The organism is Brevibacillus brevis, from assembly GCF_900637055.1.
Lineage (GTDB): Bacteria > Bacillota > Bacilli > Brevibacillales > Brevibacillaceae > Brevibacillus > Brevibacillus brevis.
The window spans coordinates 1,529,359-1,554,388 of record NZ_LR134338.1; the positions used below are offsets into that span (position 1 = coordinate 1,529,359).

Genomic DNA, 25,030 nt, shown 5'->3' on the forward strand with positions numbered 1-25,030 from the left:
TTGTGGATGGGTGCGCTTTTCGTCCTGCCTATGCTTATGATCGCTATCCTGTCTTTCCTCAAAAGAGGCACGTACGGGCAAGTTGTCTATGAGTTTACGCTGAACAATTACATCCGTATTTTCGATCCGCTGTATGGCCAAATTTTTGGGGATACGCTGGTCGTAGCGGTTTTAACAACTGTATTTTCGATCTTGTGCGGCTACCCGTTAGCGTATTACATTTCACGGCTGGAAAAATCGACTCAGCAGATATGGCTTTTGCTCGTGATGATTCCGTTTTGGATCAACTTCCTGGTCCGTTCCTATGCGTGGGTAATCATCCTGCGTTCGCAAGGCGTAATCAATACGTTCCTGCAATCGCTGGGCATTATATCGGAGCCGCTGCCGCTGTTGTACAATTCCGGTTCTGTACTGCTCGGGATGGTGTACACACTCATGCCGTTCATGGTACTGCCGATTTATGTGTCACTGGAGCAGATGGATCGTCGCAAGCTGGAAGCAGCGTATGACCTGGGCGCAACGCCTTGGAAAGCTTTTTGGCACGTAACTTTGCCGATGACCAAGACGGGTGTTGTCACTGGGTCGATCCTCGTATTTGTTTCTTCCATTGGGATGTTCGTCGTTCCGGATGTCATGGGAGGAGCGAAATCGGCACTGATCGGAAACGTCATTCAAAATCAATTTTTGTCTGCGCGTGACTGGCCGTTCGGTTCTGCCTTGTCCATCGTGCTGATGCTATTGTCCATGCTGTTGATTCTTCTTTATTTCCGCGCTACCAAAGCGAGTGAGACAAAGGAGGGATCGGCATGAAAACATTGCGTCGAAACGCACTATCTGGATACTCGTGGCTGATGCTGGTCTTTTTGTATCTGCCAATCTTGATCCTTGTCCTTTATTCGTTCAATGATTCACGGATCAATGCTACGTGGACTGGCTTTACGTGGAAGTGGTACGTTTCTTTGTTTGAAAACAGACAGGTCATGCAAGCGTTAATGAATAGTTTGACGATTGGGATTATCAGCAGCGTCATTGCAACGGTTTTGGGTACGGCTGCCGCTCTGGCGGTCAAGCATTATTCGCTGCGTTGGAGCAACATCTTCAACGGGCTGATGTACTTGCCGATCGTCATCCCGGAGATCATGATGGGGTTGGCTTTGCTCGTGCTGTTTAGCCAGGTACAGATGGAGCTGGGGAAAGTGACCCTGATCCTGGCGCATGTTACGTTTAGCATGCCGTATGTGATGGTCATTATCTCTGGACGTTTGGCTGATATGGGCAAAGAATTGGAAGAAGCGTCTCAAGATTTGGGAGCAACTCCATGGGAGACATTGCGCTATGTGACGCTGCCTCTGATCATGCCAGGGATCATCGCAGGCTTCCTCATGGCGTTTACCTTGTCGCTGGACGATTTCATCATTTCGTTCTTCGTGGCTGGTCCGAATTCGACCACATTGCCGCTCTACATTTATGGGTTGGTAAAACGAGGCGTCTCGCCAGAAGTGAATGCACTCTCGACACTTTTGATCGTGAGTACAGTGCTGTTGGTTGTGGTGGCAGAGATTTTCCGCCGCAAAGATTCGAAAAATAATCAATCCATCTTTTAGATACATCATGGTGTTTTCATAAAAGCAATCCCATAACTGATTTGGAGGTTGAGAGGAAAAAATGAAACGTTTCAAGTCCTTGATGATCGGCGCTTTGACCGCCGTACTTGCGGTGACTGCTGTAGGCTGCTCATCGTCACCTGAGCAAGAGCAACAAGTATTGAATATTTATAGCTGGGCAGACAACTTCGACCCAGACGTCATCAAAGATTTTGAGCAAAAATTCAACGTTAAGGTCAACTATGATGTATACGGCAGCAACGAAGAAATGCTGGCAAAAATTCAAGCGGGTGCATCCGGCTACGACCTGATTCAACCTTCCGACTACATGGTAGGCACCATGATTCAGCTGGGTCTCCTGGAAGAGCTGAACAAAGCCAACATCCCGAACATGGGCAATATCGTGTCTACGTTCAAGACACCTCCTTTTGACAAAGAAAACAAGTATTCACTCGTATATACATGGGGAATTACAGGGATCGCTTACAACAAGAAATATGTAAAAGAAACCCCGACAAGCTGGAACGATCTGTGGAATGAAGCCTACAAGGGCCGTGTCATCATGCTAAACGACCCGCGTGAGGTTATGGGAATGGCACTGATCAAGAATGGCTTCTCCAACAGCACGACGAACACAGAGGAACTGGAAAAGTCCTTTGCTGATTTGAAAAAGGTAGTACCGAATGTTGTTGCCTTTGATACAGACAACATCAAGCAAAAGATGATTGCGGAGGAAGCATGGATCGGAACGGTTTGGTCCGGTGACGCCGCTTTCATTCACGCACAAAATCCAGATGTAGAGTACGTCATTCCAAAAGAGGGCGCAACGATCTGGGCAGACACGCTGGCCATTCCAAAAGGCGCTAAGAACAAGGAAATGGCTGAGAAGTTCATCAACTATCTGATGGACCCACAAGTCAGTGTGAAAAACTACGAGTCTATCGGCTACAGCAACCCGAACGAACAAGCATACCCACTGCACAGTGAAGAATATCGTTCCAACAAGATGGTCTTCGTGGATAAAGCAGACATTGCCCGTGCCGAGTGGCTGGTGGATGTAGGAGAAACCTTGCAGCAATACGACCGCTACTGGACTGAAATGAAGAGCGGCAGATAAATAGTTGTATACGAACCGAGATGGAGTACTTCCGTCTCGGTTTTTTTGTTTCTTTATATGGGTGGAAACCTACTCTTCGGCTGGAAAGGGGAATAGAGCTAGAGATTTGGAAAATAATAAGGGTACACCATTTATTGGGGTAATAGAAAATGACAACCAACATGATTCCTGATTCCATTCAAGAGACGCAAGAAATATTATGGCAACAAATGCGAAATCCGCGATTGTCGTTTCGCAGTCTATCCTGTGGAAACAATAGCTTGTTGTTAGCATACCTCCCGTATCTTATTGATATGGTTACTCTCCAGCAAGTTTTGCTTCCCTTTTTAGAAAGGTTGCCCGACGAAAAGATAGCGCCTGATACTCTTTTGGGGAACCTCCCTGTTGCTAAAGTTCGCAAGACGATTGATTACAGACAAGTCAGTGATTATCTCGTGAGGGGATGGATTTACCTTCAAATAGAAGGAGAAGACTGCGGACTTCTTCTCTTCGTGGCAAATATACCGAGTCGTTCTTTGGGAGAGGCTCAGGTGGAAGTACAAATATTCGGTCCCCAGGTTGCTTTTACCGAAGCATTTGAAACCAACTTCGGGATCCTGCAAAGCTATCTAACGACGGATATGCTCTCTAACGTCTCTATTACAATAGGGAGACGCAGTAAGACGAATGTGGAAGTATGTTACATGGAAGAGCTGGCTGATCCTGAAAATGTTCAAACCGTGGTTCAGCGTGTGAGAGAACTCGATGTAGATGGATTGATTGACAGTGGAAAACTGGTTCAACTGATTGATGATAATACCTTTTCTATTTTTCCGCAGTTGATCATGACAGAACGTCCTGATTATGCAAGTGAAGCTCTGTTGGAAGGAAAGGTTATCGTGTTTGTGGAAGGCAGCCCTTTTGCTATCATGGGTCCCAGTACCTTCGTTGACTTTTTCAAGTCCAATGAAGATCTCTATATTCGCTGGCAAATGGCTTCCTTCATTCGATTGTTGCGGTTCCTTGCTCTTTTTGTCTCCTTGTTTTTTACGGCTATCTATGTGGCTGCTCTGACGTTTCACTATGAAATGATTCCCTCTGCTTTGCTCGTATCGTTGGTAAAGTCTCGTTCCAAGGTGCCATTTCCGCCATTGTTTGAAGCTTTGCTGCTGGAGATGATCATTGAATTCTTGCGGGAGGCTGGGGCAAGACTTCCTTTCAAAGTCGGGCAAACGATGGGGATCGTGGGTGGTATCGTTATTGGACAGGCCGCAGTAGCAGCGGGTTTTACCAGTAACATTCTGATCATGATTGTGGCACTAAGTGCATTAGCGTCGTTTACCTTTCCTTCCTACATGATGAGTACGGCAGTACGCATCCTCCGTTTTCCAATCATCTTGCTGGCTGGAATTTGGGGAGGTTTCGGTATTATGCTTGGCGCCTCTTTTCTATTGATTCACATCCTACGCCAGTCCAGTTTAGGACGTCCGTTTTTTCTCCCCTTTTTTCCATTTCGCTTGCGGGATTTTAAAAACAGTCTGATCCGGGTTCCTTTTTATAATCTCGGCAAGCGTCCCGCTTTGACGCGTTCTCCTGACAACGCCCGTTTGCCTGATGAAGCCGGGAAGAAAAGACCAATTCAGTAGTTAGGTGTTGAGTGGGAATGTCAACGATTCGCCGTCATAGCCATATGTTTATCAGCGTATCACTTGCCATGTTTATTGTGCATGGCAATCAGGTTGGAATTGGTATAGCGGGCGTACAGCGCTTTATTTATGATCGAGTGCAGCAAGACGCCTGGATTGCGGTTATAATAGCAGGCTTCATGACGCATGTGGCAGCGTGGGTCATGCTAAAAATCTTGAGGAAATATAATAACTTGGATTTGTATGACATCCACCAAATGGTGTTTGGAAAATGGCCAGCCAAAGTGCTTAATTTGATATTTATCATCTATATCATGGGTTCTGCATTAACGATCCTGCGGGGATATATCGAGATCATTCAGTCATGGATGTTTCCAGAAGTGCCATCCTGGATATTGAATGCTTCCTTGCTTTGTCTGGCCATTTATGGAGTGACGGGTGGAATTCGAGTGTTGGCTGGGATCAGTTTTTTTTCGGTGGGGCTGACGATTTGTCAGCTATTGTTGATGGTTTATCCCATGCAATATGCCGATTTCAACTTATTGCAGCCTGTCTTTCATCATGACCTTGTAGAGCTGTTGGACGGTGCCAGGAAGATGTCTTTTAGCATTATTGGATTCGAGATTATTTTGTTCATCTACCCTTTTATAAAGGAAAAGCAATTACTCTCTCGCTATGTACATGGTGGACTGTTGATGACCACCCTTTTGTATGTTGTAGTCATGCTGGTTACACTCCTGTATTTTCAAGGGGAACAGCTTAAACATCTGATCTGGGCAACTCTGATGATGATGAAAATAGTAGAGTTTCCGTTTTTGGAGCGGTTTGAATTCGTTTCCATCTCATTATGGATGCTGATCATGCTGGATAATTTGCTTTTGAACTTGTGGGTAGCCATGCGGGGGGTACACCATATTGGTGGTTTCAAGGAAAGAAAAGCACTTATCGGGATTGTCATTGTCATGTTTTTCGCCAGCAACTTTTTGGAGACGCGCCAGTCGATTAACTGGATCACGGATATTTTCGGAGCGGTTGGCTTCTATATCATATTTGTTTATCCGTTGATACTTTATATCGTTATTCTGCTGTTTCGGAAAGGAACGGTCCGGACATGAAAAGGATACGTCTGCTAGCTTATTATTTGCTAATGGCCGCTTTGTTAAATGGCTGTGGGGAGGAACAGGTACTAGAAAAATTGGGACTAGCGGTTGCCGTGGGTTACGATCAAATCGGAGACGGAAGGTTGTTGGGTACCACGGTGTTTTATCAAATTGATCCGGAGGCGCGTCAACTCGTCACTGTGATTGCGGGAACAGCCAATACAAGCAAAGGACTCAAAATTACTCATAACAGGGAGTCTTCCAAAAAAATAGTAGGGGGGCAAATTCGTGTCGCTGTCTATCAGGATGAGCTGGCACGCAAAGGAATATTGCCGCTTGTGGAAAACTTGAGCCGAGATGCCTCCATTGGCAGCAATGTCTATTTGACCGTAGCAAAAGGAAGGACTTCTGACATTTTGACGCATCGCTACCCCGAAACGAGCAACATTGGAATTTACCTTTATCAAGCCATACGGCAGAACGTCAATGGTGAGAACATGATCTCCTCTAAACTCCATGAGTTTATGAAAGATTATTATGCGGTCGGGAAAGATCCCGTGATGCCTTATATCGAAAGAGTAAAAAATGAACTGCATATTGACAAAATTGCTCTGTTTCGAGATGAACGATTGGCGGGGGAGATTTCCACAAGGGAGGGGTTTTTCCTTAAGATATTGCGTGAGCGTTACAATAAGGGAGAATTGGAAATAAACTTGACTGTTGATAATAAGCGTTTTTTTACTGTAATTGAACATATCTCAAGCAAAAAGCAAATCAAACTGCTGGATTTGGATAAACCAAGGTTTTCGGTGAAAGTCAAAATGACAGCACAGATTCAGGAAATGGCTGAACAAATAGATTTATCAAAGCCGGAGGAGTTGCATAAGGTACAAAAAGCAATCCAGCTGGCAGTTAAAAAAGAGACGGAAGGTTTACTGGAAAAGTTAAGAAAACACCAGGTAGATCCCGTAGGATTCGGGGAAATCTACAACATAGCCATTCAAAAGAGTGGAAAAAAGAAATTGAATAGAGACGAATGCCGTGAAGTCATGAAAAGGGCGCAATTTGATGTTGATGTCCAGGTCAAGATTTTACGGACAGGCGTCATTGGGTAAATGGACCATGAACGGCTTTCTCGAAGCCAATGGCGCACGAATTTACTATGAAGTAGCAGGGGAAGGCGAGCCGCTCCTATTGATCCATGGCTTCAATCTGGACACAAGGCTATGGGATGCCCAGCTGCAAGCATTTGCACAGATGTATAAGGTCGTTCGCTTTGATATCCGCGGGTTTGGTAAAACGCTGGCGACTGACGTTCCTTTTACCTTGTACGACGACGTGAAAGCGGTTCTGCTAGGGCTTGGTATCGAAAAAACGCATGTGGCTGGGCTTTCGTTTGGGGGAATGGTCGCGCAGGAGTTCGCCCTTGCTTATCCGCAGATGGTGAGCAGCTTGATTCTAGTCGCTTCCGGCTTGTTGGGTCACCCAAGAAGTGAGCAAAGGCTGAACGATGTGGAACGATTCAATCAAGTATGTCAGCGTGGCACGACAGAGGAAGCGTTGGAAATGACGACACAAATGTGGTTTGATGGTCCTGGTCAGCCGGTAAATGAGCAAGCTCGCGAAGCACGAAACCGCTTTAAAGAAATGAACAGACACGCCTTTTCGCTGCCGGAGTTTGGCGCTGGATTGGAAACTTTATCCCCCTCGCCAATCGAGCGTTTGGAAAACATCAAAGCCCCAACACTCGTTATTGCAGGAGCGCGGGATTATCCTGATTTTCTACAGATCGCCGATGTGTTGACTGAGCGGATTACAGGCGCACAAAAAGTCATCCTGCCTGACTCAGCCCATATCCCACCGATGGATCAACCAGAGGTATTCAACAAACTCGTCCTGGAATTTCTCGCAAAAAACATTGTAAAATCATCCTAATACAGTTTGAAAAGGCATGGATCGGAGAGAATTTCCGCTCATGCCTTTTTTTGTTTTCAACACTTTGCCACATCAGATAGCCCAATGGAGCCATATAGATTCTCGTACTATTTTGATAGGATTAAGGACGAAATAAGGAAGCAGGTGATAGGGTGACAGACAACATCAGACATTATGCGGTTGTGTTTTTGCTCGCCTTCTTACTTGTACTGACAACGGGTATGACAACTGCTTACGCCCATGCTGGCTTGATGAGCAGTTCACCGCAAGATGGTGAGGTACTGAAGGCGAATCCAGGACAAATCTCTGCGCGGTTTACCGAAACATTGGAGCCCGATCTTGTTAACGTGCGTTTATTTGACTGGGATGGCAAGGAAATAAAAGTGGAGCGGCCGACATTGCAGCCAGGCGACGCCTCGCAGCTGAATGCGAAACTGCCGAGCGATTTGGCTGAAGGGACGTATTCGGTTATCGTATCTGTCGTTTCCGAGGACGGACATCCGATCGAAGAGAAGCTCACGTTTTCCATCGGACAAAAAAGTGCGGTTGTGATTCCGCCAAGTGAGCAAAAAGCAGATTCAAGCTACTTGATCATGTACCGCTATTTGGCGCAAGGGATTATTCTCGTGGGTGGCGGCTTGTATCTGGTAGCGTGGGCAGCGCGTCGTCATGGCTTGCCTTCGCTTGCCCAGCTCATCGGGATTGGCAGACAAATCGGATGGAGTTTGGCGATCATCGGACTTATCTTTCTGTGGTTCTTGTATGACGAATCGTTAACCGCTGTATCACTTACGCAAGCACTGTGGCAGATGGACGGGAACTTGCTCAGTCAGTCCCCGTTTGCGATCATGTTGCTGGTGTCCTTTGCATCGCTGTTATTGGTTGCGATCCCTAATATGGTGTCCGGCTGGTATGTGGGAATCTGGGTTCTCGTGATCAGCGCACAAGCTTTTGGTGGTCATGCATGGGGCATTGCTCCTGTCTGGCTGTCCCTTGTACTGAGACTGTTGCATGTTTTGACGGTCGCCGTGTGGATGGGGGCGCTTGTCTACTTGCTACTCACAGTCAAAGCGGCCGAACGAGGACAGGAGTCGTTCAAGAGATTCTTTTTGCAGACAGTTGCTGTGGCGTCTGTGCTTGCTGTCGCGACGGGTGTTGTCATGCTCATCGTGCAGACGGATGTCATGAGCATTTTCCAGAGTGCAACGGCATGGAGCTATCTGTTATACGGAAAAATCGCAAGTGTCTGCCTCATGCTTCTTCTAGCCTTTAGGCAAACAAGACGCTGGCGGACGAAAAATTCCTTGCAGCCATCTTACTTGCGTTGGGAGATTGTATTCGGGATTATCGCTGTTCTGGCTGGACTTTGGATGAGCCAGATCAACTACCCGACTGCTACGACAAATAATCAGGCCGTGATTCAAACAGATTCAAACTAGGGGAGGATTTCATACGATGAAAATGACAAAATGGATGAGCAGTGTACTGGTAGCAGGTGCAGTTTTGACGTTGGCGACAGCAGCACAAGCACACGTGAACGTATATCCGAAAGAGGCAACTACAGGCTCCTATGAAAAATACACCGTGCGTGTCCCGGTAGAAAAAGACGTCAACACGACAAAAGTGAAGCTGGAATTCCCAGCAGGTGTGAAGGTGAATTCCGTACAGCCGATTCCGGGCTGGTCCTACGAGTTCGAAAAAGATAAAGACGGTGTGAACACAGCGCTTGTGTGGACAGCAACAGAAGGCGGAATCAAGGCGCATGAATTCCAAGAGTTCACGTTTGTGGGGGCAAACCCGAAAGAAGAGGGTCAATTGGCTTGGAAGGCTTATCAGACCTATGCAAATGGCGAGGTTGTGGAATGGACAGGGGACAAGGATTCCAAAACGCCAGCGTCTGTCACTACCATTAAGGCTGGTGTAGGCGAAGCAGGGCACGAGCATGGACAAGAACAAAAGCCAGCAACCGCTCCTGCCGGGGAAGCGGCGGGTGCAGGCAGCAACAACACCTTGCCATTGGTACTTTCCGGTTTGGCGTTGCTGATCTCCATCGTTGGTCTGTTTAGAAAAAAAGCGTAAGTGCTTCATAATCAAGCTGTGCAGTGTGTCCAATCATGCTGCACAGCTTTTTCCATTGTGTGGCAATTGAAAGAATTCTATAATAGCTGTAATTACTTTCGGAGGTGTATATCACATGTTAAAAACACTATTCAGAGCAAGCAAGTACACAGGAAGGAAAAATAAGAGTGGCAGTATGACGCGTACGCATTTTGCACAGTAGAGGATTGTAGAGTAACGATCAGTATGTGAAAACGGAACGCGTCATCTGCCTAAAAAAAGGTGGATACTGCTTCCATGTTCATGAATGCGACAAAAGTATATACGATCAAAAGTTTTTTGACTTCCCTGGCCAATACGACCATGTTCACGACCTATGCGCTTTACTACATTGTGACACTGGGTTTTAACCCGTTTGAATTGCTATTGATCGGGACAGTATTGGAGCTATCCGTGTTGGTGTTTGAAGGGATAACAGGTGTAGTGGCGGATACGTACAGTCGCCGTCGTTCCGTCATTATCGGGATGTTTTTGCTGGGAATCGGATTTGCGATGCAGGGGATCGTCCCTGCGCTTGATGCTTGGATACCGTTGGTTTCTGTCTTCGGTTTGGTGCTGTTTTCGCAAGTTATCAGTGGTCTCGGGTATACGTTTATCAGTGGAGCGGATACTGCATGGATTGTGGATGAGGTCGGAGAAGAGAAGATCGGTACAATTTTCATGAAGGCCAAGCGCTACTCCTTGTTTGGGAATCTGCTTGGGATAGCACTTAGTGTAGCATTGGCAACACTCGCTTCTAACTTGCCTTACCTCATAGGTGGCCTTATGTATATGGGGCTTGGTATCTTTTTGATTCTGTTCATGAAGGAGACCGGTTTTGTTCCTCGTGAGCGTGAGCAAGGTGCTTCCCACGTGAAGGAAATGATTCAGACGTGGACTTCGGGTGCCAAAGTGATTCGCAGTCAGCCGATTCTCATGCTGATCTTGTTCGTGACGCTATTTACGGGTGCGGCTTCTGAAGGGTATGACCGATTGTGGGAAGCGCATTTGATCGCAGAAATTGGCTTTCCAGAGCTCGCTGCTATTTCGATGCCGATGTGGTTCGGGATCATTGCCGCACTCGCAAGCTTACTCGGCCTCATCGTAGTAGGCGTTGTGGAAAAAAGGCTGGATGTGAACAATGAGCGAGTTGTCCTTGTGGGGATGTTCATGTTGACGGGACTCAAAATTGCAGCGATGATTGCTTTTGCCTTTTCCCCTAGCTTTAGCTGGGCATTAGTAGCATTGCTGTTGATCGGCGTGATCCAGTCATTAAGCAGTCCGCTGTATGATACGTGGCTGAATTTGAACATTGAGAGCAGTGTGCGGGCGACGGTTTTGTCGATGATGGGCCAGTCCAATGCCTTGGGACAAACGGCAGGTGGTCCGGCTGTCGGATGGATTGGGACCCGTTTTTCGATTCGCGCTTCGCTGGTTGCGGCGGCCATCTTGTTGGCACCGATTCTGATTGTGTTCGGACGTGCGCTTAGGAGGCGCTGAGTTGTAACAAGCATAAGGCATGTGTCCATTTTTAGGGCGCATGCCTTTTTTGTTGAGGCAATAATTAGGTGTTGTAAACTAACTTGCGAACGTGCGTTCTCTTTTGATATGATGATCTCAACAACAAGAAGACACATTTTGTGGTGGTGATAGCCTGATGATTCTGGAGTTGAGAAGGTACGCGGCGCGGCAGCAAGCAGTGGAGATCATCTATTTGAAGAAGGATGGAGAGGCTAGCAGGCGTACGATTCGTGTGGTGCAAATCGATGTGAACAAAGGGAGCTTGAAAGCATACTGTTATATGAGGAAGGCGTACCGTGTGTTTATGCTGGATAACATTTTGGCGATCGCACCTGTGTCTGGACATTTTACCGGATGAAAAGGAACCACCCTCCATGCCCCCAGCCTATTCCAGCCATACTATGTTATACTAAATAGGTAAACAACTTCAAAAAAGAGGAAGGGCGGGGACAACAATGGAGTTCTTCATGGTCATCGTCATCATGTTTTTGATCGTAGTATTTGTCTTGGCGTCCAAAGCCACAAAAGGCGGAAGTAGGCGCTCTCATTCCTCTTCAGACAGCGGAGGCGGCGCCTTCTATGTAGACAGCAATCACAATCACCATCATCGAAATCACGATTCAGACGATCGTTGGGATAGCTATGACAGCGGTAGCGGAAGTGGTGGAGACAGCGGTGGTGGCGGAGATAGCGGAGGAGGCGGCGGCGGGGGAGATTGACGCTGTTGCATTTTGTTTCATTATGGTACAATAATTGGGAAATATGATTCCAAACCTGAATGGTAGGTTTGCTAAAGGAGAGATGTTTTATGGTAGCCATCAAATTTGTTCAGAGTGTCGTAGTCGGGGTCACAGGAATCCTCCTTTCAAGCGAACAGTAATACCGTTCACCAAATGAGGATTCGACTGTGACTGGTTCTGGCTGATAGCCATATATTTAACCAATTGCAGGGGGAATCCGCAGTGAATCAACTAACCAATCAACAAGTATTGCAATCTATGGGCTGGAATGAGTATTTTGCTAATCATTTTGCCCCTTATGCCGAGCAAGGCTACAGTGTGGGACGTATCACACTCGAACATAAACGTATTTATCGTCTGTGGAGTGAGCATGGCGAACTCTTGGGCGAAGTAACGGGTAAGCTTCGTTATGAAGCCATCGGACGAGAAGATTTTCCGGCTGTCGGGGACTGGGTAGTGATCAGTGCCCGCCCAGAGGAAAAGAAAGCCTCCATCCACGGACTTCTTCCACGTAAGAGCAAGTTTTCCCGCAAAGTAGCTGGGGATACTGTGGAAGAGCAGATTGTGGCGGCTAACGTCGATACCGTTTTTCTCGTGAATTCCTTAAATAATGATTTAAATCTACGCAGGATGGAACGTTATCTCATTCTTGCGTGGGAAAGTGGAGCCAATCCGGTGATCGTGCTTTCCAAAGCAGATTTGTGTGACGATCTGGATGCATGCATGGCAGAGGTAGAATCAGTTGCGATCGGAGTACCTGTTCACGTAGTCAGTGCTGAGCAGGGAGAAGGACTGGATCAGCTCGCACCGTATTTGGGCGAGGGACAGACGATTGCCTTGATGGGTTCCTCTGGTGTTGGCAAATCCACGTTGATCAATAAATTGAGCGGAGCGGAGATGCAAAAAGTCAGTGGCGTGCGTGAAGGTGATGACCGTGGCCGCCATACGACGACACATCGCGAACTGTTCCGATTGCCGAGTGGTGCTCTGATGATCGATACACCGGGCATGAGGGAGCTGCAGCTCTGGGAGGCAGATGAAGGCTTCCGTGGTGCCTTTGACGATATCGAGTCCATTGCGGAAACATGCCGTTTCAATGATTGCAAGCATATGCGCGAGCCTGGCTGTGCTGTTCAAGCTGCCATCCATGAAGGGTCATTGGAAAAGGCACGCTTTGACAGTTACCTGAAGCTTCAACGCGAATTGGCACATCTGGCACGCAAAGAAGACGCGAGGCTTGCTGCCGCTGAAAGGGATAAATGGAAGAAGATCAACGTTCAAATGCGTCAGAAAAAACCGAAGAGATAAGTGCGAGAGCCCTTGAGAAATCAGGGCTCTTTCCTTTATTTGTACAAGTAAGCGCTTCCTTTTTCTTTCAAAAATTAACGCTTGCCCACAACGAGGGAGTTATGATAGATTTGGTCAATACTCGTTATTACACTTCGAAATAAATAGATAGGTAGCTCGTATAATTTTGGGAATAAGGCCCAACCGTTTCTACCAGGTGACCGTAAATCATCTGACTACGAGTGAAAGTGTGTCTAGGGTTCCGTCTCTTTCTTTCCTATTCCAATAATAGGGTGAAAGAAAGCTGGTCCGAGCGACGCAGGCACTAAGATGTGTCACACCTAAGGGATAAAAGCCCAGAGGGACAGTTTCACTTGGCGTTGGTTTGTTACGTAGCCCGCTTGTGACACTGTCCGCTCTGGGCTTTCTATATTTCAGCAGGCCGCAGGTATCAACGTGGCCGGAACCATATCCGAGGAGGAAGAATTGATGAAAGAATTACAAGAGCGCATCGTACAGGACGGCAAGGTACTGTCGGCATCCGTTTTGAAGGTGGATGCGTTTTTGAACCACCAGGTAGATCCACAATTGACGATGAAGATCGGGCAGCGGTTTGCCGAGCTGTTCGCTGGTGAAAACATCACAAAAGTCGTGACGATTGAGGCAAGTGGAATTCATTTTGCTATGGCGACTTCCTTTGCATTGGGTGTTCCCTTTATCTACGCGAAAAAGAAAAAAGCTGTCACGCTGACAGAGGAAGTATACTCTGCTCCTGTTCATTCCTTTACCCGTCAGGAAACGTATCAAATCAGTGTTTCCCGTCAGTACTTGTCCAAAGAAGACCGCGTATTGATTGTCGATGACTTCTTGGCTACGGGAGCTGCTCTGGTAGGGCTTACGAATATTGTCAAAGATGCCGGTGCTCATCTCGTCGGAGTTGGCGCTGTTATTGAAAAAAGCTTCCAGGAAGGCCGCGGTCTCTTGGAGCAAGCTGGCGTACGAATCGAATCATTGGCACGTATTGAATCGATGTCACCAGAAGGCATTCACTTTATTGAAGAAGAGCCTGCGCGCGTATAATCAAAAAATGAATAGGAGGTAAGGGTTCACTCATGCTAGCCAAACATAAGATTGTTACTTTGGGCTTACAGCACATTCTTGCCATGTATGCAGGAGCCGTCGTCGTACCGTTGATTATCGGTGGTGCTTTGAATCTGACTCCAACGCAAATCGCTTATTTGATTGCTGCCGACCTTTTCACATGCGGAATCGCGACGCTCTTGCAAGTCCTTGGCACGCGTTATACAGGGATTCGCCTTCCCGTTGTGCTAGGCTGTACGTTTACAGCAGTAGGACCGATTATCGCGATTGCTTCTACGAGTAATCTAGCGACCGCTTACGGTGCCATTATCGTATCGGGTATATTCGTTGTCTTGGCAGCTCCGCTGTTTGGCAAGCTGCTGCGCTTTTTCCCAACCGTGGTACAAGGTTCAGTTGTTACGATCATTGGACTGTCGCTCATTCCTGTTGCGATGAACAACGCGGCTGGCGGACAAGGCATGCCGGACTTTGGACAACCGCACAATTTGCTTTTGGCTTTAGGAACGTTGGTTATCATTTTGCTTATTAATCGTTTCTTTACCGGATTTATTCGTGCGATTTCTGTATTGCTCGGGTTGATTGTCGGTACGGCTGTCGCTTACATGATGGGGATGGTCAGCTTCGCGAGTGTTGCGGAAGCCTCTTGGTTTAGCGTGGTTGAACCGTTTTACTTCGGTACACCACAGTTCAGTATTGTGGCCATTGTTACCATGATTCTTGTCAACATCATCAGCATGGCTGAGTCCACAGGCGTTTACTTTGCACTCGGTAAAGTGACGGATACAAAAGTAACGGATCAAGATGTAGTCAAAGGATTGCGCGGGGAAGGGGTCGCCATTGTACTGGGCGGCATTTTCAACGCATTCCCATACACGGCTTTTTCGCAAAACGTCGGTCTGGTTTCCTTGACTGGCATTAAATCGCGCGACGTGATGATTGGTGCTGGTGGAATCCTGGTTGTTCTCGGATTATTGCCGAAGCTGGCTGCTTTGACAACGGTCATTCCTAATGCGGTATTGGGTGGAGCGATGATCGCCATGTTCGGGATGGTAGTTGCATCTGGTATCAATATTCTTTCGCAGGTTGATCTGAACAAAAACGAAAATCTGCTGATCGCTGCTTGCAGTATCGCTGTTGGACTAGGCTCTGCTGCGGTTCCGGCAATGTTTGATCAACTGCCTACTTTGGCAAAAATGATGCTGCAAAATGGTATCGTGACAGGTTCTTTGACCGCAGTCATTTTGAATATTTTGCTCGTTCACACGAATAAAAAAGCATCTCAGACTGCTCCAGCAAATGTAACTGTTTCGGAAGCGTCTTAACATCATCAGATAAGAACCGCTATTTCCTGGTTAGACAGGGAGTGGCGGTTTTTCTTTGTAAAGTGGCTGCGGTGGAGAGAAGAATATTTCCAGTCTAGGCTCCAGGCTCCGTCCCTCGGGATGTTTGGACTGCCCGCTCCGAAGGGATTCGCGGGGAAACGCAAAAGTGGTAGCCGCTTCGTAGCTTGGGCACGGTTGCGTTTCTGTTGCCCGCGAATCCCTTCTCCGCTCGGTAGGACTGTACAAGTCGCTACGTCTGGAAATATTCTTCTCTTGCGTAGCTGATTACATTCTTCAATCTAGTAAGGCTTTTTAAAACCCTCTTATCGGGGAAGCTTGTAGAGGAAACAGGAGAAAACAGCGAAGATCTTTGGGACACCGACCGAGGCGCAATGAAAAAAAGAGAAACAAGCTTTTAGCGTCCACCTCTGAGATGCCTCCTGAATAGACCACTTTGGACGCGGGTTTCGCTTTTTTTCATGGAGCCGGGCAGTCCATCCCACAGGGGGTGGCCCAAGAAGCTGGAGCGTTTTCTCCTGTTTCCTCCCACCACGACAGCTCGAACAAGAGGTTTTTAAAAAAGGCTTCCCCACTATGACAAGCGTCCAACAGTGCTGGCCAAGTTTTACATACGATGACCATGTAAAGCAAACTTACCTGCAGAAAGGAAGGGGTGCCATGGCAACCTTTCAGGAAGCGCTCCTGGCCAAGAAGCATTTGCTCAAAAGATGGAAGCGAATGCCGGGCGTAATTGGCATCGGGATTGGCTACGCAAATGGAAAAAACAAAAAAGGCGGCGCTTGCATTGTGATGTATACCGTTAATGCAAGTGCTGCTGTGAAGAAGAGATGCCCGAGCTGCGTCCTTGTCAAAAGACAGACGGCGACAGCACATGTATCCGTTCCTGTTCGAACCGTCATCTCTGGACGGTGCCATTGTCATCCTGCTGTACGACCCTCTGCAACGAATTATCGCAGCAGAATCAGACCTGTGATCGCTGGATACAGCATCGGCCACCCAGGGGGGTCCGGAACGGCTGGGTTAATCGTTGCGCGAGGAGGCCAACGGTACGTGTTGAGCAACAATCACGTCCTGAATCGTAACAATACGAGCGGCTATACCGAGACCATCCAGCCTGGTGGAGCAGACGGTGGTCGTTCAGGGAGAGATCGAGTCGGACGCTTGTATCGGTATGTTCGGCTTCGGAGAAATGCAGTGAATCGAATAGATGCGGCGATTAGTATCCCCACTTCAAATCGACTTCTTGCCCCTCGTTATGCAACGGTAGGGAGAGTACCAGGTGTTATTCGTTCGTATGGCATCGGGCGCAGATTGAAAAAAGTGGGCCGTTCATCAGGGCTGACATGGGGAACGGTTGAATCGATCCACACCGATATTGATGTCAGCTACGGGAACTACGGAGGACTGGGGACTATCCGTTTTCGGAATCAGACGGTCATCAGAAGTACGGTTCCCATCTCCTTGCCTGGAGATTCCGGCTCTGTTTGGCTGACTGCGGGCAACTACGCTGCAGCTGTGAATTTTGCCGGTTCAGCCAATGGCAGGCTCTCGATTTCGTATCCGGTTGTCTGGGCCTTGCAAGCGTTTGGCGTCGGGATAGCAAGATCAGCAGGGAGAGTCGGCAGGTCAGTTGCCAAAGCAAAAAGAGTCAAGCGCAACACCGCTCGAACCAGACCGCTATCTCCCGCAGAGTTAAAACGTGTCCAAACAAAAAAAGCTGCCTCCAAAAGGCAGCCGGGCAAGAAAAAGACGAATAGATAATAGCTTTAGGAAACTTCTTTGGCTAACTGATCCAGCAGGTGGAGAATGTGTTGTGAGATATCTTCTAGCGCATCAAAAGCAGCTTTTGCTTCCTCTAGTTTTCCTTGCTTGACCAAGTGGTAAATCCGCCGAACAGTTTCGTGGAACTGTCGATGAGGCGCAACTAATTGCTTGAAAGAGGGCAAGGTGCTCACGGATGGATTGTTCAGGGCCTCGTCATACCAAGTCCCCAAGCGGCATTGATGATGGTCGACGAGTTCTTTTTCATCAATGTGGTGATACCCAAGCATGAAGTTGTACAGCCACCATTTCCATAAGAGATGGTCGGTTTTGACGATTCGCAAGTAATGCTTAGTCTTTAAGTGGCTCGTTTGCGTGATGCTCAGCTTGTGCAGGCTGTTTATGCCGGCGCCAACATCATAGACGTTTTTACCTGCATTCGAGACGTGCGAAGAGACCTGCTCCATATTCGTCAGGACTTGCGATATGCGCATCGAAATATCATCTGTGGCAGCCGACTGCTCTTGTGCCAATGCTGCGATATGTCCAGTAGAATGCCCGACAGTCTCAATATTTTGCACAATCTCTCCTAATATTCCAATCGCATCACGTGTCTGAGTCACTTTATCGTTAAAATGGTCACTCATGAGAGTGGCCGTTTCTTTTACTTGGACAGCTTCATTCTGGACATTGTTCATTGTGGCTGTAATGCTTTGAACGGATTGTTTGGTCTGTTCAGCGAGCTTTCGCACTTCATCTGCCACGATAGCAAAGCCACGCCCGTGTTCATTGGCACGTGCTGCCTCAATCGATGCGTTCAATGCAAGAAGATTGGTTTGATCGGCAATATTGCGTATGACTTGAACAACCTGGGAAACTTCTGCAATGGACGCCATTAACTGAGAGGTTTTTGTTTGCATCTCTTGGAATTCATCTGCCATGGAAAGAAAGCTGGTCAACGACTCTTGGATAATATCTTTGCCCATCGTCGCTTGCTCGATTGTAGTGGAAGCACTCTCTGCGACAGAGACGGCTGATTGAGCCACTTTTTGCACAGATTCGCTTAATTGCTCGGCGGCAGATCCCACATTGCCAGCTTCCTCTGTCGTACCTTCAAGCGTGTCCAGCACATGCTTGAATTTATCGATCTGAATCACTAACTCCAGAACTTCGCCCAGGCGATCGATGACTTTGTAATCATTGTCCTCCTGATACGATTGGAGGACGATTTGCGAATCAAGCGTGATAATCTTGATGAGTGCCAACAGGACGGAAGATAATTCTTGCGGACGTTTCGAATAGGTGTTGACGATTGCTGGAATCAAATATTCATAGACCCGCAAGTAAGAGCCCGTATACCATTCGGGCGCAAGTCCAATTTTGCTGTGGACCTCTCCGATTTTTTGGCGCCCGGCTACATAGGCGTCGTCTAGCTTGGCATGTGGAAGCGATTGCAAATAGTGACGAAAGGATACGGTCAATCGATCAACCGTCGTATGCGTTTCGATGATCTGCATAAGATGGGAGTATTGGCGGAGCATGTGGTAATGACGCTCTGTAATAGCCTCTAGGTGTTCTGATAGGAGTGGTTCAATTTGTTTCAACCGATCAAGGTCTGTCTGATTCATTTGCAAAAAATGAACTTTCGCCTGTAGCTGATCGGGTATTTGGACATCGCTTTTTTGAATTGAGGCGGTAACGGTTTGAGCGCCACGCTTACCAAACATAAAATCCCTCCATATTTTTACGGAAAACGGGCCTATTCATAGGAAGAATAGGCCATAAGTGCTTTTTAGATTATAGCATTTACGAATGTAGTTGAATCCTTGGAACTATTGTGAATTTGTGAAAAGTATATTAAGAATTGGGCAACACCACTCATCATTCAAAAAAGGTCATATGATGCTTTTCGTCCCGATAATAGGCAAGACGGTCCTGGAGCGTCCCTGTATGTAATTCAAACTTATGCCCATCAGGGTCTGTGAAATAAATGGAGCGCTTATCCCGCTCCGAACGATCCCGTCCATTCAAAATGGTAACGCCATGCTTTTCCAAATGAGCGTACCACTCATCAAATGACTCTTCTGTGATAGTGAAGGCCATGTGTGTATAAGAGTGAGCAATTTCATTGCGTGGGATGTCTGATTCCTCATTCAGCGCTAACCAGTAGCCATTCAAGTCAAAGTAAGCCAGCTTGCGACCTCGTACAAGTGGTTTGGCATGCAGTACATCCCGGTAAAAACAAAAAGATTTTTCCAGATCAGAAACAGAGAAAAGCAAATGATTCAATCCTTGGAGTTGCGGCAATACGTTCCCCACCTTTTTAGCAATAATCTTCAACTATTGCTATTGTATGGGGAAAACAGGCAAACCACCAGTATAGTGCGGGTCTGCCTGCATTTCGTTTAAGATTTGCTTTGTTGAGCTTGCGCTTGGGTTTGCAGCGTGGATTGCACTTGGGACACCATCGTTTGCGCTTGGGCAATTTCCTGAGAGGCTTGCTTCAAGGCTTCTTCGGCGAGCTGTGGATTAGCTGCAGATTGCTCGATCGCTTGCGTAATCATATTTTTTGCCAGCGTGGTGGATACCTCTGCTTTTTTAAGCGAGTCGGTGTTAATTGGGCTAGGCATGGTCTACCTCCTGCGGGTTTTGATGATCCGAACACCGTCTTAATTTGCCCTGTCCGCAACAGATTATGTATATGGATACGCGTCCAACCGTTTTCCTCCCGTGATGCATAGTCTGACAGGGGGAGGGACGTCAGATGAAAAAGCAATGGGTGCAGGTCATTCGATCGGCAGAGCAAGCTTTCTTTACGATTATCTTTTCCGCCCATAAGCGGGTAGAGGATCGCGGAATCATTTTGCCAAAGCGGTTCAATTCCAAGTTAAAAATTCGCCGCTTCCTGCAAAAATTCATGACTCCTTGCCTGGCAAATCGAGTGATCGGCAATCTTGATTTGCGGCGAATAAACGGACGGCTTGCGATCCCTGTAGGTGATACGATAGGGGCGCCACCGATTGTAAAATCAAAGGTCCTGTCTTCGGGCAGCAGGTGTGCGACGCTTGTGGTATGGTTTGCCTTCGATGCAAGTGATCGATTCTTCCGTGTGTACCAGTTGAAAAAGCTTCCGAATGGACGCTGGATCGTTGTAGGGCGTCATCCACTGGACTATCCGTTTAACCTTCCGCAGGATTTCCTGAAACGACAAATACCATGTGGAAAAATCTGTACACCATGGAGAGGGAAGTTAAAAAATAGGAAAAAATGACTATATTCCAAAAAAATCCGGTATTGATATTGGTTCGATTTGCCTGTATAGTATGTAAGTGTTGCAATACTTATCGGAAATTGTCGAATGAGAGAATGTCCGATATTGCTGGAAATCGGGAAGTAGCTCAGCTTGGTAGAGTACTTGGCTTGGGACCAAGGGGTCGCAGGTTCGAATCCTGTCTTCCCGACCATGTTTTATTTTGAATAGGCCGGTATGGCGGAATTGGCAGACGCGCGCGACTCAAAATCGTGAGGGAAACCGTGGGGGTTCAAGTCCCTCTACCGGCACCAGCAATCTATACATATGGTTTTCGTTATAAGGTGGGGAACAGTGAGTAGGCCTGTTTCTCACTTTTTTTCTTACAATCATCTTCCATGATACGGGTCCTACATACACCTATGAATTCAACTTATACTGTCTTTCATTTATTTAAAAAACTCAATACACGTCCATTAACGTATTCTGGCTGTTCCATCGACAAAACGTGGCCCGCATTTTTTACGATTTCCGCTTCGATACCGGGAACAAAAGCCGAAGCACGATGTAAGGCAGATTGCGGGTCATAAATGACTTCGTGCTCGCTAAGTAATAAGAGAATCGGAACTTTTACTGATTTTAATTCGTCGTCAGTGAAAACATACGGGAATCCATCAGCTTTAGGTTTTTGATTTCTTACTTCATCCTGCCACATAACTCCTGCATGAAACTGTTTTGCAAAATTTGGATGTAACACGTAACGATCTCCCATCATCCACTTTAAAAAATTCCCAACTCCGTTAGGGACAAAAAGGCCAAGTGCGTATTTGTAGAAATTTGGATGAAATGATACGAAAGTTTCCGCAGGACTAAGTAAAACTGCCTTTTCTACTCTCTCGACCGCACGCAAAGCAAAATTCATAACATGAAGCCCACCAAGCGAAAGTCCAACCAAATACGCCTTTTTGATACCCAGATTATCAAACACTTCAAGAAGCCAATCAGCGTAACCCGTTCTCGTACCGTTTACATCTACAGGGATACTTTTGTTCTTATCACCCATGATATCAATTGCATATGTTCGGTATTTGCTGCTCCATTCGGCAATATTTGGATACCACATGGTGGAACTAAACAATGCTCCGTGCAGCAATACAAGTGGTGGTGCATTCTTTGGTCCACTTGCAATGATATGCGTTTGACCAAAACGGGTAGGTACATAAAATGTTTCGTGATGAACTGGCCAAAGAACAAGGCTTTCTTCATAGGTTTGATAATAGTGAATGCCGCTATCACTTAGTGATGGAATGATCGGTGCATGGTTAGACATACAAATCTTCCTTCCAATCGAGTTTAAATTGATGGGTAAATACGTGAGGGAAATCTGAGTTTCATCTGAAACAGCTTTCAATAAAAATATAATACAGCATTTTTTCATCGTCAATCGTTCTATATAGAACAATGGAATAAATCGATTATAACAGGATTTTAAAAATAGTATAACAGTGTGTTCTCTTTGCTTTGCTTCATTCCTTTAGCTTGATAAAACACGTTTTTACATCCATAGGGGAGCAAGCGTCCCGCTTGTTTGCCGATCTCTGCGCGGATGTTGCCATCTTTGAAATGGGAAAAGGGACCAAAGTTGCCATGTACATACCTACTCCCGAGGGGATGCATGCTTGATCCATGTACCTGCTGTCTTTTCCTTTTGTACCTGCTACAATAGCGTAGTATAGAAGGAAAAGGAGGCGAGAACGTTGAGACTTGCGGGAAAACAAGTAGTTTGCTTCGTCGAAAGTGAATTTGAGGATCTCGAGCTCTGGTATCCGGTAATGAGACTGCGAGAGGAAGGCGCTATCGTCCATTTCGTCGGCCCGAAGGCGAATCACGTCTATATAGGGAAGTACGGTGTACCGTGCGAGGCTGACAAAGCGATGGCAGAGGTCAATCCTGCCGACTATGCAGGTGTACTCGTTCCAGGAGGGTGGGCACCGGACAAGCTGCGCCGCTATCCGGAGGTGCTGTCGTTTGTAGTTGCGATGCACGAGGCGAAAAAACCGATTGGACATATTTGCCATGCGGGTTGGGTGCTGGCTTCCGCAAAAATTTTGCGCGGGGTAACTACAACATCGACACCGGGCATTAAAGATGATATGGAGAATGCAGGAGCGATCTGGGTGGATGAAGAGGTCGTGGTAGACGGTCACATTGTCGGTTCCCGTAGACCGCCTGATCTCCCGGCTTATGCCAAAGCGTTTGCTGATTTGCTGGCACAACAATAGGAAGAGGAAGAAAGGGCTTGCTCGCATAGACGGGTTCGCTCTTTTTCTTATTGATTCATTTTTTCTGTCTGCCTTGTTACAATATAAGGAAGAATCTTCATTCTATTAGGGGATGATAAGGTGTTCAAAAATCAGGATCATGTCCCAGTAGTAAATGACATGGCTAGCAACGCACATCTACCTGAAAATACGCTTCTCCCACCAAATTCCCACCGAAATATGCCACCCGTTTTACAACTCGCCAAAAAAGTAGGAAACAAGGCAATGACGAAGCTGCTGCAAAATCAAAAGCAATCTTCAATGCCTGTCATCCAAAGGAAACTCAATCAAGACAATCTCAATAAAATGAAAGCGGACAAGCCGGATACATACGAAAAAGATGATTTCGAAAATGCCGTCGGAGATGACGGGAAATTTACGGATGTGAAAGCAGATAAAGGACTTCCCACCTTTTGGGGGCTATTAAAGGAGGTATACGGGGAAGGAAATTTGAATCAATCGTTTTTCCATTTTACAAAAGAATTAGGCGATACATGCGACCGGCCACATTCCGTTACCGCTGAGATCACTAAAAAAGGCTGGAATTCTGACCGTGATGCGTCAGCACTTGTGACGGCTATCGGCAATCTTGGTTATGAAGAATCGCTCATACGTGATGGGAATGATAAGCACCGAGTAGCCAGTTATAATGGGGGTCATTTGGTCGGCTATCAGATTCTACGGGGAGAAAAAGCAGATCAGCAATGGAATGTTGCTCCACAAGATAAGAAAAATAATCAACAATCGTATAATAATACAATCGAGGCAATGCTTCGAGAGGCAGACGTCGGAACAAAGTATGAGTACACCGTTGAATTGCAATACGATCAATATAACTTTTCCGTGGATCAGGATCAATTGAAGAAACGGGGCATATTGAAAGAAATAGACTCGGATAAACCGTGGGAAATTCAGCTTCCTGTAAGAATTCCGTTTAAATGGGATGCCACTGCGCTGATGATCAATGATGGACAATTTGGTTCTCCGACAGACGGATCATCTTCTTATGATCAGTATTCGCAAACCATGGACGAAGCGAATTTGGATTATACAAAAGAAGACACCACTGCCAGATACAATCTATGGCTAGCAGACGATACAGGCGATAAAAAACTTTTTGATAAAGGTTCCGAAGACTTCGATGATATCGAATGGGTGAAAAATATTCACTTTTCCATGCATCAAGCACTACCGATTGATCGAAAGAAAAATAAGAATCCGATCAATTGGAAGGGAGAGGAAGGAAAGAAAGTAGCCCACTATGGTGATGTTCAAAAAGGAAGGGCCGCAAAGTCCGCCAACGGTTTAGGAAAGGCAGAAAAAATGCTGGAGCAAATCAAACAGCTTATCCATGAGATTGAAGCCATTGAAGACGTAAAAAAACCAGCAAAATTTGAGCTTCTTCCCAAAAAACAAATCAATCAACACATTCATGGCCAAATAAAAGGCTTTTTTATCACGCGGTTAAATGAATGTCAGATCAAAAACGATTATCAAAAGCTACGTGATGCGAATGAAGATTGGCTAGATTTGTTTTCCGTTCAACAGGAAGAATTGGAAATCTTTCGGTTGGGAAAGGAAACATGGAACGACCTAGCCACGAAAATAAATGAACAAGCAAGTCCGGTACAGATCGAAGAACATATAAAATCGCTTACGGAACTGAAGCGGACCTTATTAAAAATAAAAGATCATCGAGAAAGTCGTCGGTTATATACGGGAGTAGTAGATACAACCTATCCTGAGTATGCAAGGAAACTAGTGGAGTGCGTAACAGATTCAAAACAAGATTATCTGCGTTTGATCAATCTAAAAAGGAGAGTTGGGGAGCTTAGAGAGGAAGAGGAGGAATTGGATGAACAAATAGAAAGCTCCAAAAAGAAAGTGAAAAGAGAGGAGATCACGTCGAAGACGCACGCAAAAGAACGCATGCAAGTACTCATAAAACAAATCTATGAACTCGAAAATGAAATCCAAGGTCTCGAAAGTCGGCAAAATAATTATAACCGTGTATCGTATGAAGAATTTTTAAATAGCAAGTGAACAAAGAAAGTAAGCAAGGACTTACTCGGAATGCTGAGTAAGCCCTTGTTTTGATGGTGATAGAGTCTTTGTTACGAATTGGAGTTATTCCTTTTTTTCCACGGCGGATCGCCCAGCTCGTGAATTTTATTGTTGATTTTATAAAAAAGATAGGGAATCAAAAACGACAAGACCGTCCCTGCTAA

23 protein-coding genes, 2 tRNA genes and 1 riboswitch are annotated in these 25,030 nt (G+C 46.4%); of the genes, 21 read left to right on the forward strand and 4 right to left on the reverse strand.

The genetic code is table 11. The annotated features are described in order from the left end of the window. The first annotated feature begins 6 nt into the window (after positions 1-6). The 16 genes from EL268_RS07940 (at position 7) to EL268_RS08015 (ending at position 17,231) form a co-directional block, all read left to right on the forward strand. Complete coding sequence (locus tag EL268_RS07940; RefSeq protein WP_047072025.1) at positions 7-810, forward strand: ABC transporter permease; 804 nt, start codon at positions 7-9, stop codon at positions 808-810. Next, on the forward strand, positions 807-1,604 hold the full coding sequence (locus EL268_RS07945) for an ABC transporter permease (RefSeq protein WP_106656965.1): 798 nt from the start codon (positions 807-809) through the stop codon (positions 1,602-1,604). The genes EL268_RS07940 and EL268_RS07945 overlap by 4 nt, the downstream gene beginning before the upstream one ends. Positions 1,605-1,665: 61 nt before the next feature. After that, entirely contained in the window at positions 1,666-2,721 is a 1,056-nt protein-coding gene (locus EL268_RS07950) for an ABC transporter substrate-binding protein (protein WP_106656966.1), read from the forward strand. Positions 2,722-2,870: 149 nt separating this feature from the next. Further along, the gene (locus tag EL268_RS07955; protein ID WP_106656967.1) at positions 2,871-4,346 is read left to right on the forward strand and encodes a spore germination protein; all 1,476 of its coding nucleotides are present in this window, start codon (positions 2,871-2,873) and stop codon (positions 4,344-4,346) included. A gap of 17 nt (positions 4,347-4,363) precedes the next feature. Beyond that, a complete protein-coding gene (locus EL268_RS07960) occupies positions 4,364-5,461 on the forward strand; it encodes a GerAB/ArcD/ProY family transporter (RefSeq protein ID WP_232030320.1) in 1,098 nt (365 codons plus the stop codon). Beyond that, positions 5,458-6,561, forward strand: coding sequence for a Ger(x)C family spore germination protein (locus EL268_RS07965; protein WP_106656968.1), 1,104 nt, complete (start codon positions 5,458-5,460; stop codon positions 6,559-6,561). The genes EL268_RS07960 and EL268_RS07965 overlap by 4 nt, the downstream gene beginning before the upstream one ends. Before the next feature lie 7 nt (positions 6,562-6,568). Further along, the gene (locus EL268_RS07970) at positions 6,569-7,381 is read left to right on the forward strand and encodes an alpha/beta fold hydrolase (protein ID WP_106656969.1); all 813 of its coding nucleotides are present in this window, start codon (positions 6,569-6,571) and stop codon (positions 7,379-7,381) included. Between the two features lie 152 nt (positions 7,382-7,533). Beyond that, the gene (locus tag EL268_RS07975) at positions 7,534-8,820 is read left to right on the forward strand and encodes a copper resistance CopC/CopD family protein (RefSeq protein WP_106656970.1); all 1,287 of its coding nucleotides are present in this window, start codon (positions 7,534-7,536) and stop codon (positions 8,818-8,820) included. 16 nt (positions 8,821-8,836) lie between these two features. Then, positions 8,837-9,460: a YcnI family copper-binding membrane protein gene (locus EL268_RS07980; protein ID WP_106656971.1), complete on the forward strand. Its 624-nt coding sequence runs from the start codon at positions 8,837-8,839 to the stop codon at positions 9,458-9,460. A 276-nt stretch (positions 9,461-9,736) separates the two neighbouring features. Continuing rightward, positions 9,737-10,978 (forward strand): MFS transporter, encoded by a 1,242-nt coding sequence (locus tag EL268_RS07985; protein WP_164724447.1) that lies wholly within the window; start codon positions 9,737-9,739, stop codon positions 10,976-10,978. Between the two features lie 157 nt (positions 10,979-11,135). Next, the gene (locus EL268_RS07990; RefSeq protein WP_106656973.1) at positions 11,136-11,357 is read left to right on the forward strand and encodes a WYL domain-containing protein; all 222 of its coding nucleotides are present in this window, start codon (positions 11,136-11,138) and stop codon (positions 11,355-11,357) included. A 97-nt stretch (positions 11,358-11,454) separates the two neighbouring features. Continuing rightward, entirely contained in the window at positions 11,455-11,718 is a 264-nt protein-coding gene (locus EL268_RS07995; protein ID WP_106656974.1) for a hypothetical protein, read from the forward strand. A gap of 243 nt (positions 11,719-11,961) precedes the next feature. Continuing rightward, a complete protein-coding gene (gene rsgA / locus EL268_RS08000; RefSeq protein WP_106656975.1) occupies positions 11,962-13,047 on the forward strand; it encodes a ribosome small subunit-dependent GTPase A in 1,086 nt (361 codons plus the stop codon). Positions 13,048-13,183: 136 nt separating this feature from the next. After that, positions 13,184-13,285: riboswitch (purine riboswitch) on the forward strand. A gap of 230 nt (positions 13,286-13,515) precedes the next feature. Further along, a complete protein-coding gene (locus EL268_RS08005) occupies positions 13,516-14,106 on the forward strand; it encodes a xanthine phosphoribosyltransferase (RefSeq protein WP_015892653.1) in 591 nt (196 codons plus the stop codon). Positions 14,107-14,138: 32 nt separating this feature from the next. Next, entirely contained in the window at positions 14,139-15,449 is a 1,311-nt protein-coding gene (locus EL268_RS08010; RefSeq protein ID WP_106656976.1) for a nucleobase:cation symporter-2 family protein, read from the forward strand. Positions 15,450-16,127: 678 nt separating this feature from the next. Continuing rightward, positions 16,128-17,231 (forward strand): chymotrypsin family serine protease, encoded by a 1,104-nt coding sequence (locus EL268_RS08015; RefSeq protein ID WP_106657458.1) that lies wholly within the window; start codon positions 16,128-16,130, stop codon positions 17,229-17,231. Positions 17,232-17,236: 5 nt separating this feature from the next. Here the strand turns inward: EL268_RS08015 and EL268_RS08020 are convergent, their stop codons facing one another. The 3 genes from EL268_RS08020 to EL268_RS08030 all read right to left on the reverse strand — a co-directional run bounded on the left by EL268_RS08020 (position 17,237) and on the right by EL268_RS08030 (position 19,861). Continuing rightward, on the reverse strand, positions 17,237-18,958 hold the full coding sequence (locus tag EL268_RS08020; RefSeq protein ID WP_115984441.1) for a protoglobin domain-containing protein: 1,722 nt from the start codon (positions 18,956-18,958) through the stop codon (positions 17,237-17,239). 154 nt (positions 18,959-19,112) lie between these two features. Next, a complete protein-coding gene (gene fosB / locus EL268_RS08025) occupies positions 19,113-19,538 on the reverse strand; it encodes a metallothiol transferase FosB (protein WP_106657460.1) in 426 nt (141 codons plus the stop codon). Positions 19,539-19,636: 98 nt separating this feature from the next. Further along, complete coding sequence (locus tag EL268_RS08030; RefSeq protein WP_106657461.1) at positions 19,637-19,861, reverse strand: hypothetical protein; 225 nt, start codon at positions 19,859-19,861, stop codon at positions 19,637-19,639. 134 nt (positions 19,862-19,995) lie between these two features. Here EL268_RS08030 and EL268_RS08035 point away from each other — a divergent pair, with 134 nt between their 5' ends. From EL268_RS08035 to EL268_RS08045, 3 genes are all read left to right on the forward strand, one after another. Beyond that, positions 19,996-20,502 carry a hypothetical protein gene (locus EL268_RS08035; RefSeq protein WP_106657462.1) on the forward strand — a complete coding sequence of 169 codons (507 nt, stop codon included), beginning with the start codon at positions 19,996-19,998 and terminating at the stop codon, positions 20,500-20,502. A 116-nt stretch (positions 20,503-20,618) separates the two neighbouring features. Next, positions 20,619-20,695: transfer RNA gene (locus tag EL268_RS08040), tRNA-Pro, on the forward strand. A 17-nt stretch (positions 20,696-20,712) separates the two neighbouring features. Further along, positions 20,713-20,795, forward strand: a tRNA-Leu gene (locus EL268_RS08045). Between the two features lie 131 nt (positions 20,796-20,926). On the opposite strand, the gene EL268_RS08050 is transcribed toward EL268_RS08045, so the two are convergent. Beyond that, positions 20,927-21,811 carry a carboxylesterase gene (locus tag EL268_RS08050; RefSeq protein ID WP_106657463.1) on the reverse strand — a complete coding sequence of 295 codons (885 nt, stop codon included), beginning with the start codon at positions 21,809-21,811 and terminating at the stop codon, positions 20,927-20,929. A 427-nt stretch (positions 21,812-22,238) separates the two neighbouring features. Between EL268_RS08050 and EL268_RS08055 the strand changes: the two genes are divergently transcribed. Continuing rightward, positions 22,239-22,763: a type 1 glutamine amidotransferase domain-containing protein gene (locus EL268_RS08055; RefSeq protein WP_106657465.1), complete on the forward strand. Its 525-nt coding sequence runs from the start codon at positions 22,239-22,241 to the stop codon at positions 22,761-22,763. A gap of 120 nt (positions 22,764-22,883) precedes the next feature. After that, complete coding sequence (locus tag EL268_RS08060) at positions 22,884-24,845, forward strand: hypothetical protein (protein WP_106657466.1); 1,962 nt, start codon at positions 22,884-22,886, stop codon at positions 24,843-24,845. The last annotated feature ends 185 nt before the right edge of the window (positions 24,846-25,030 follow it).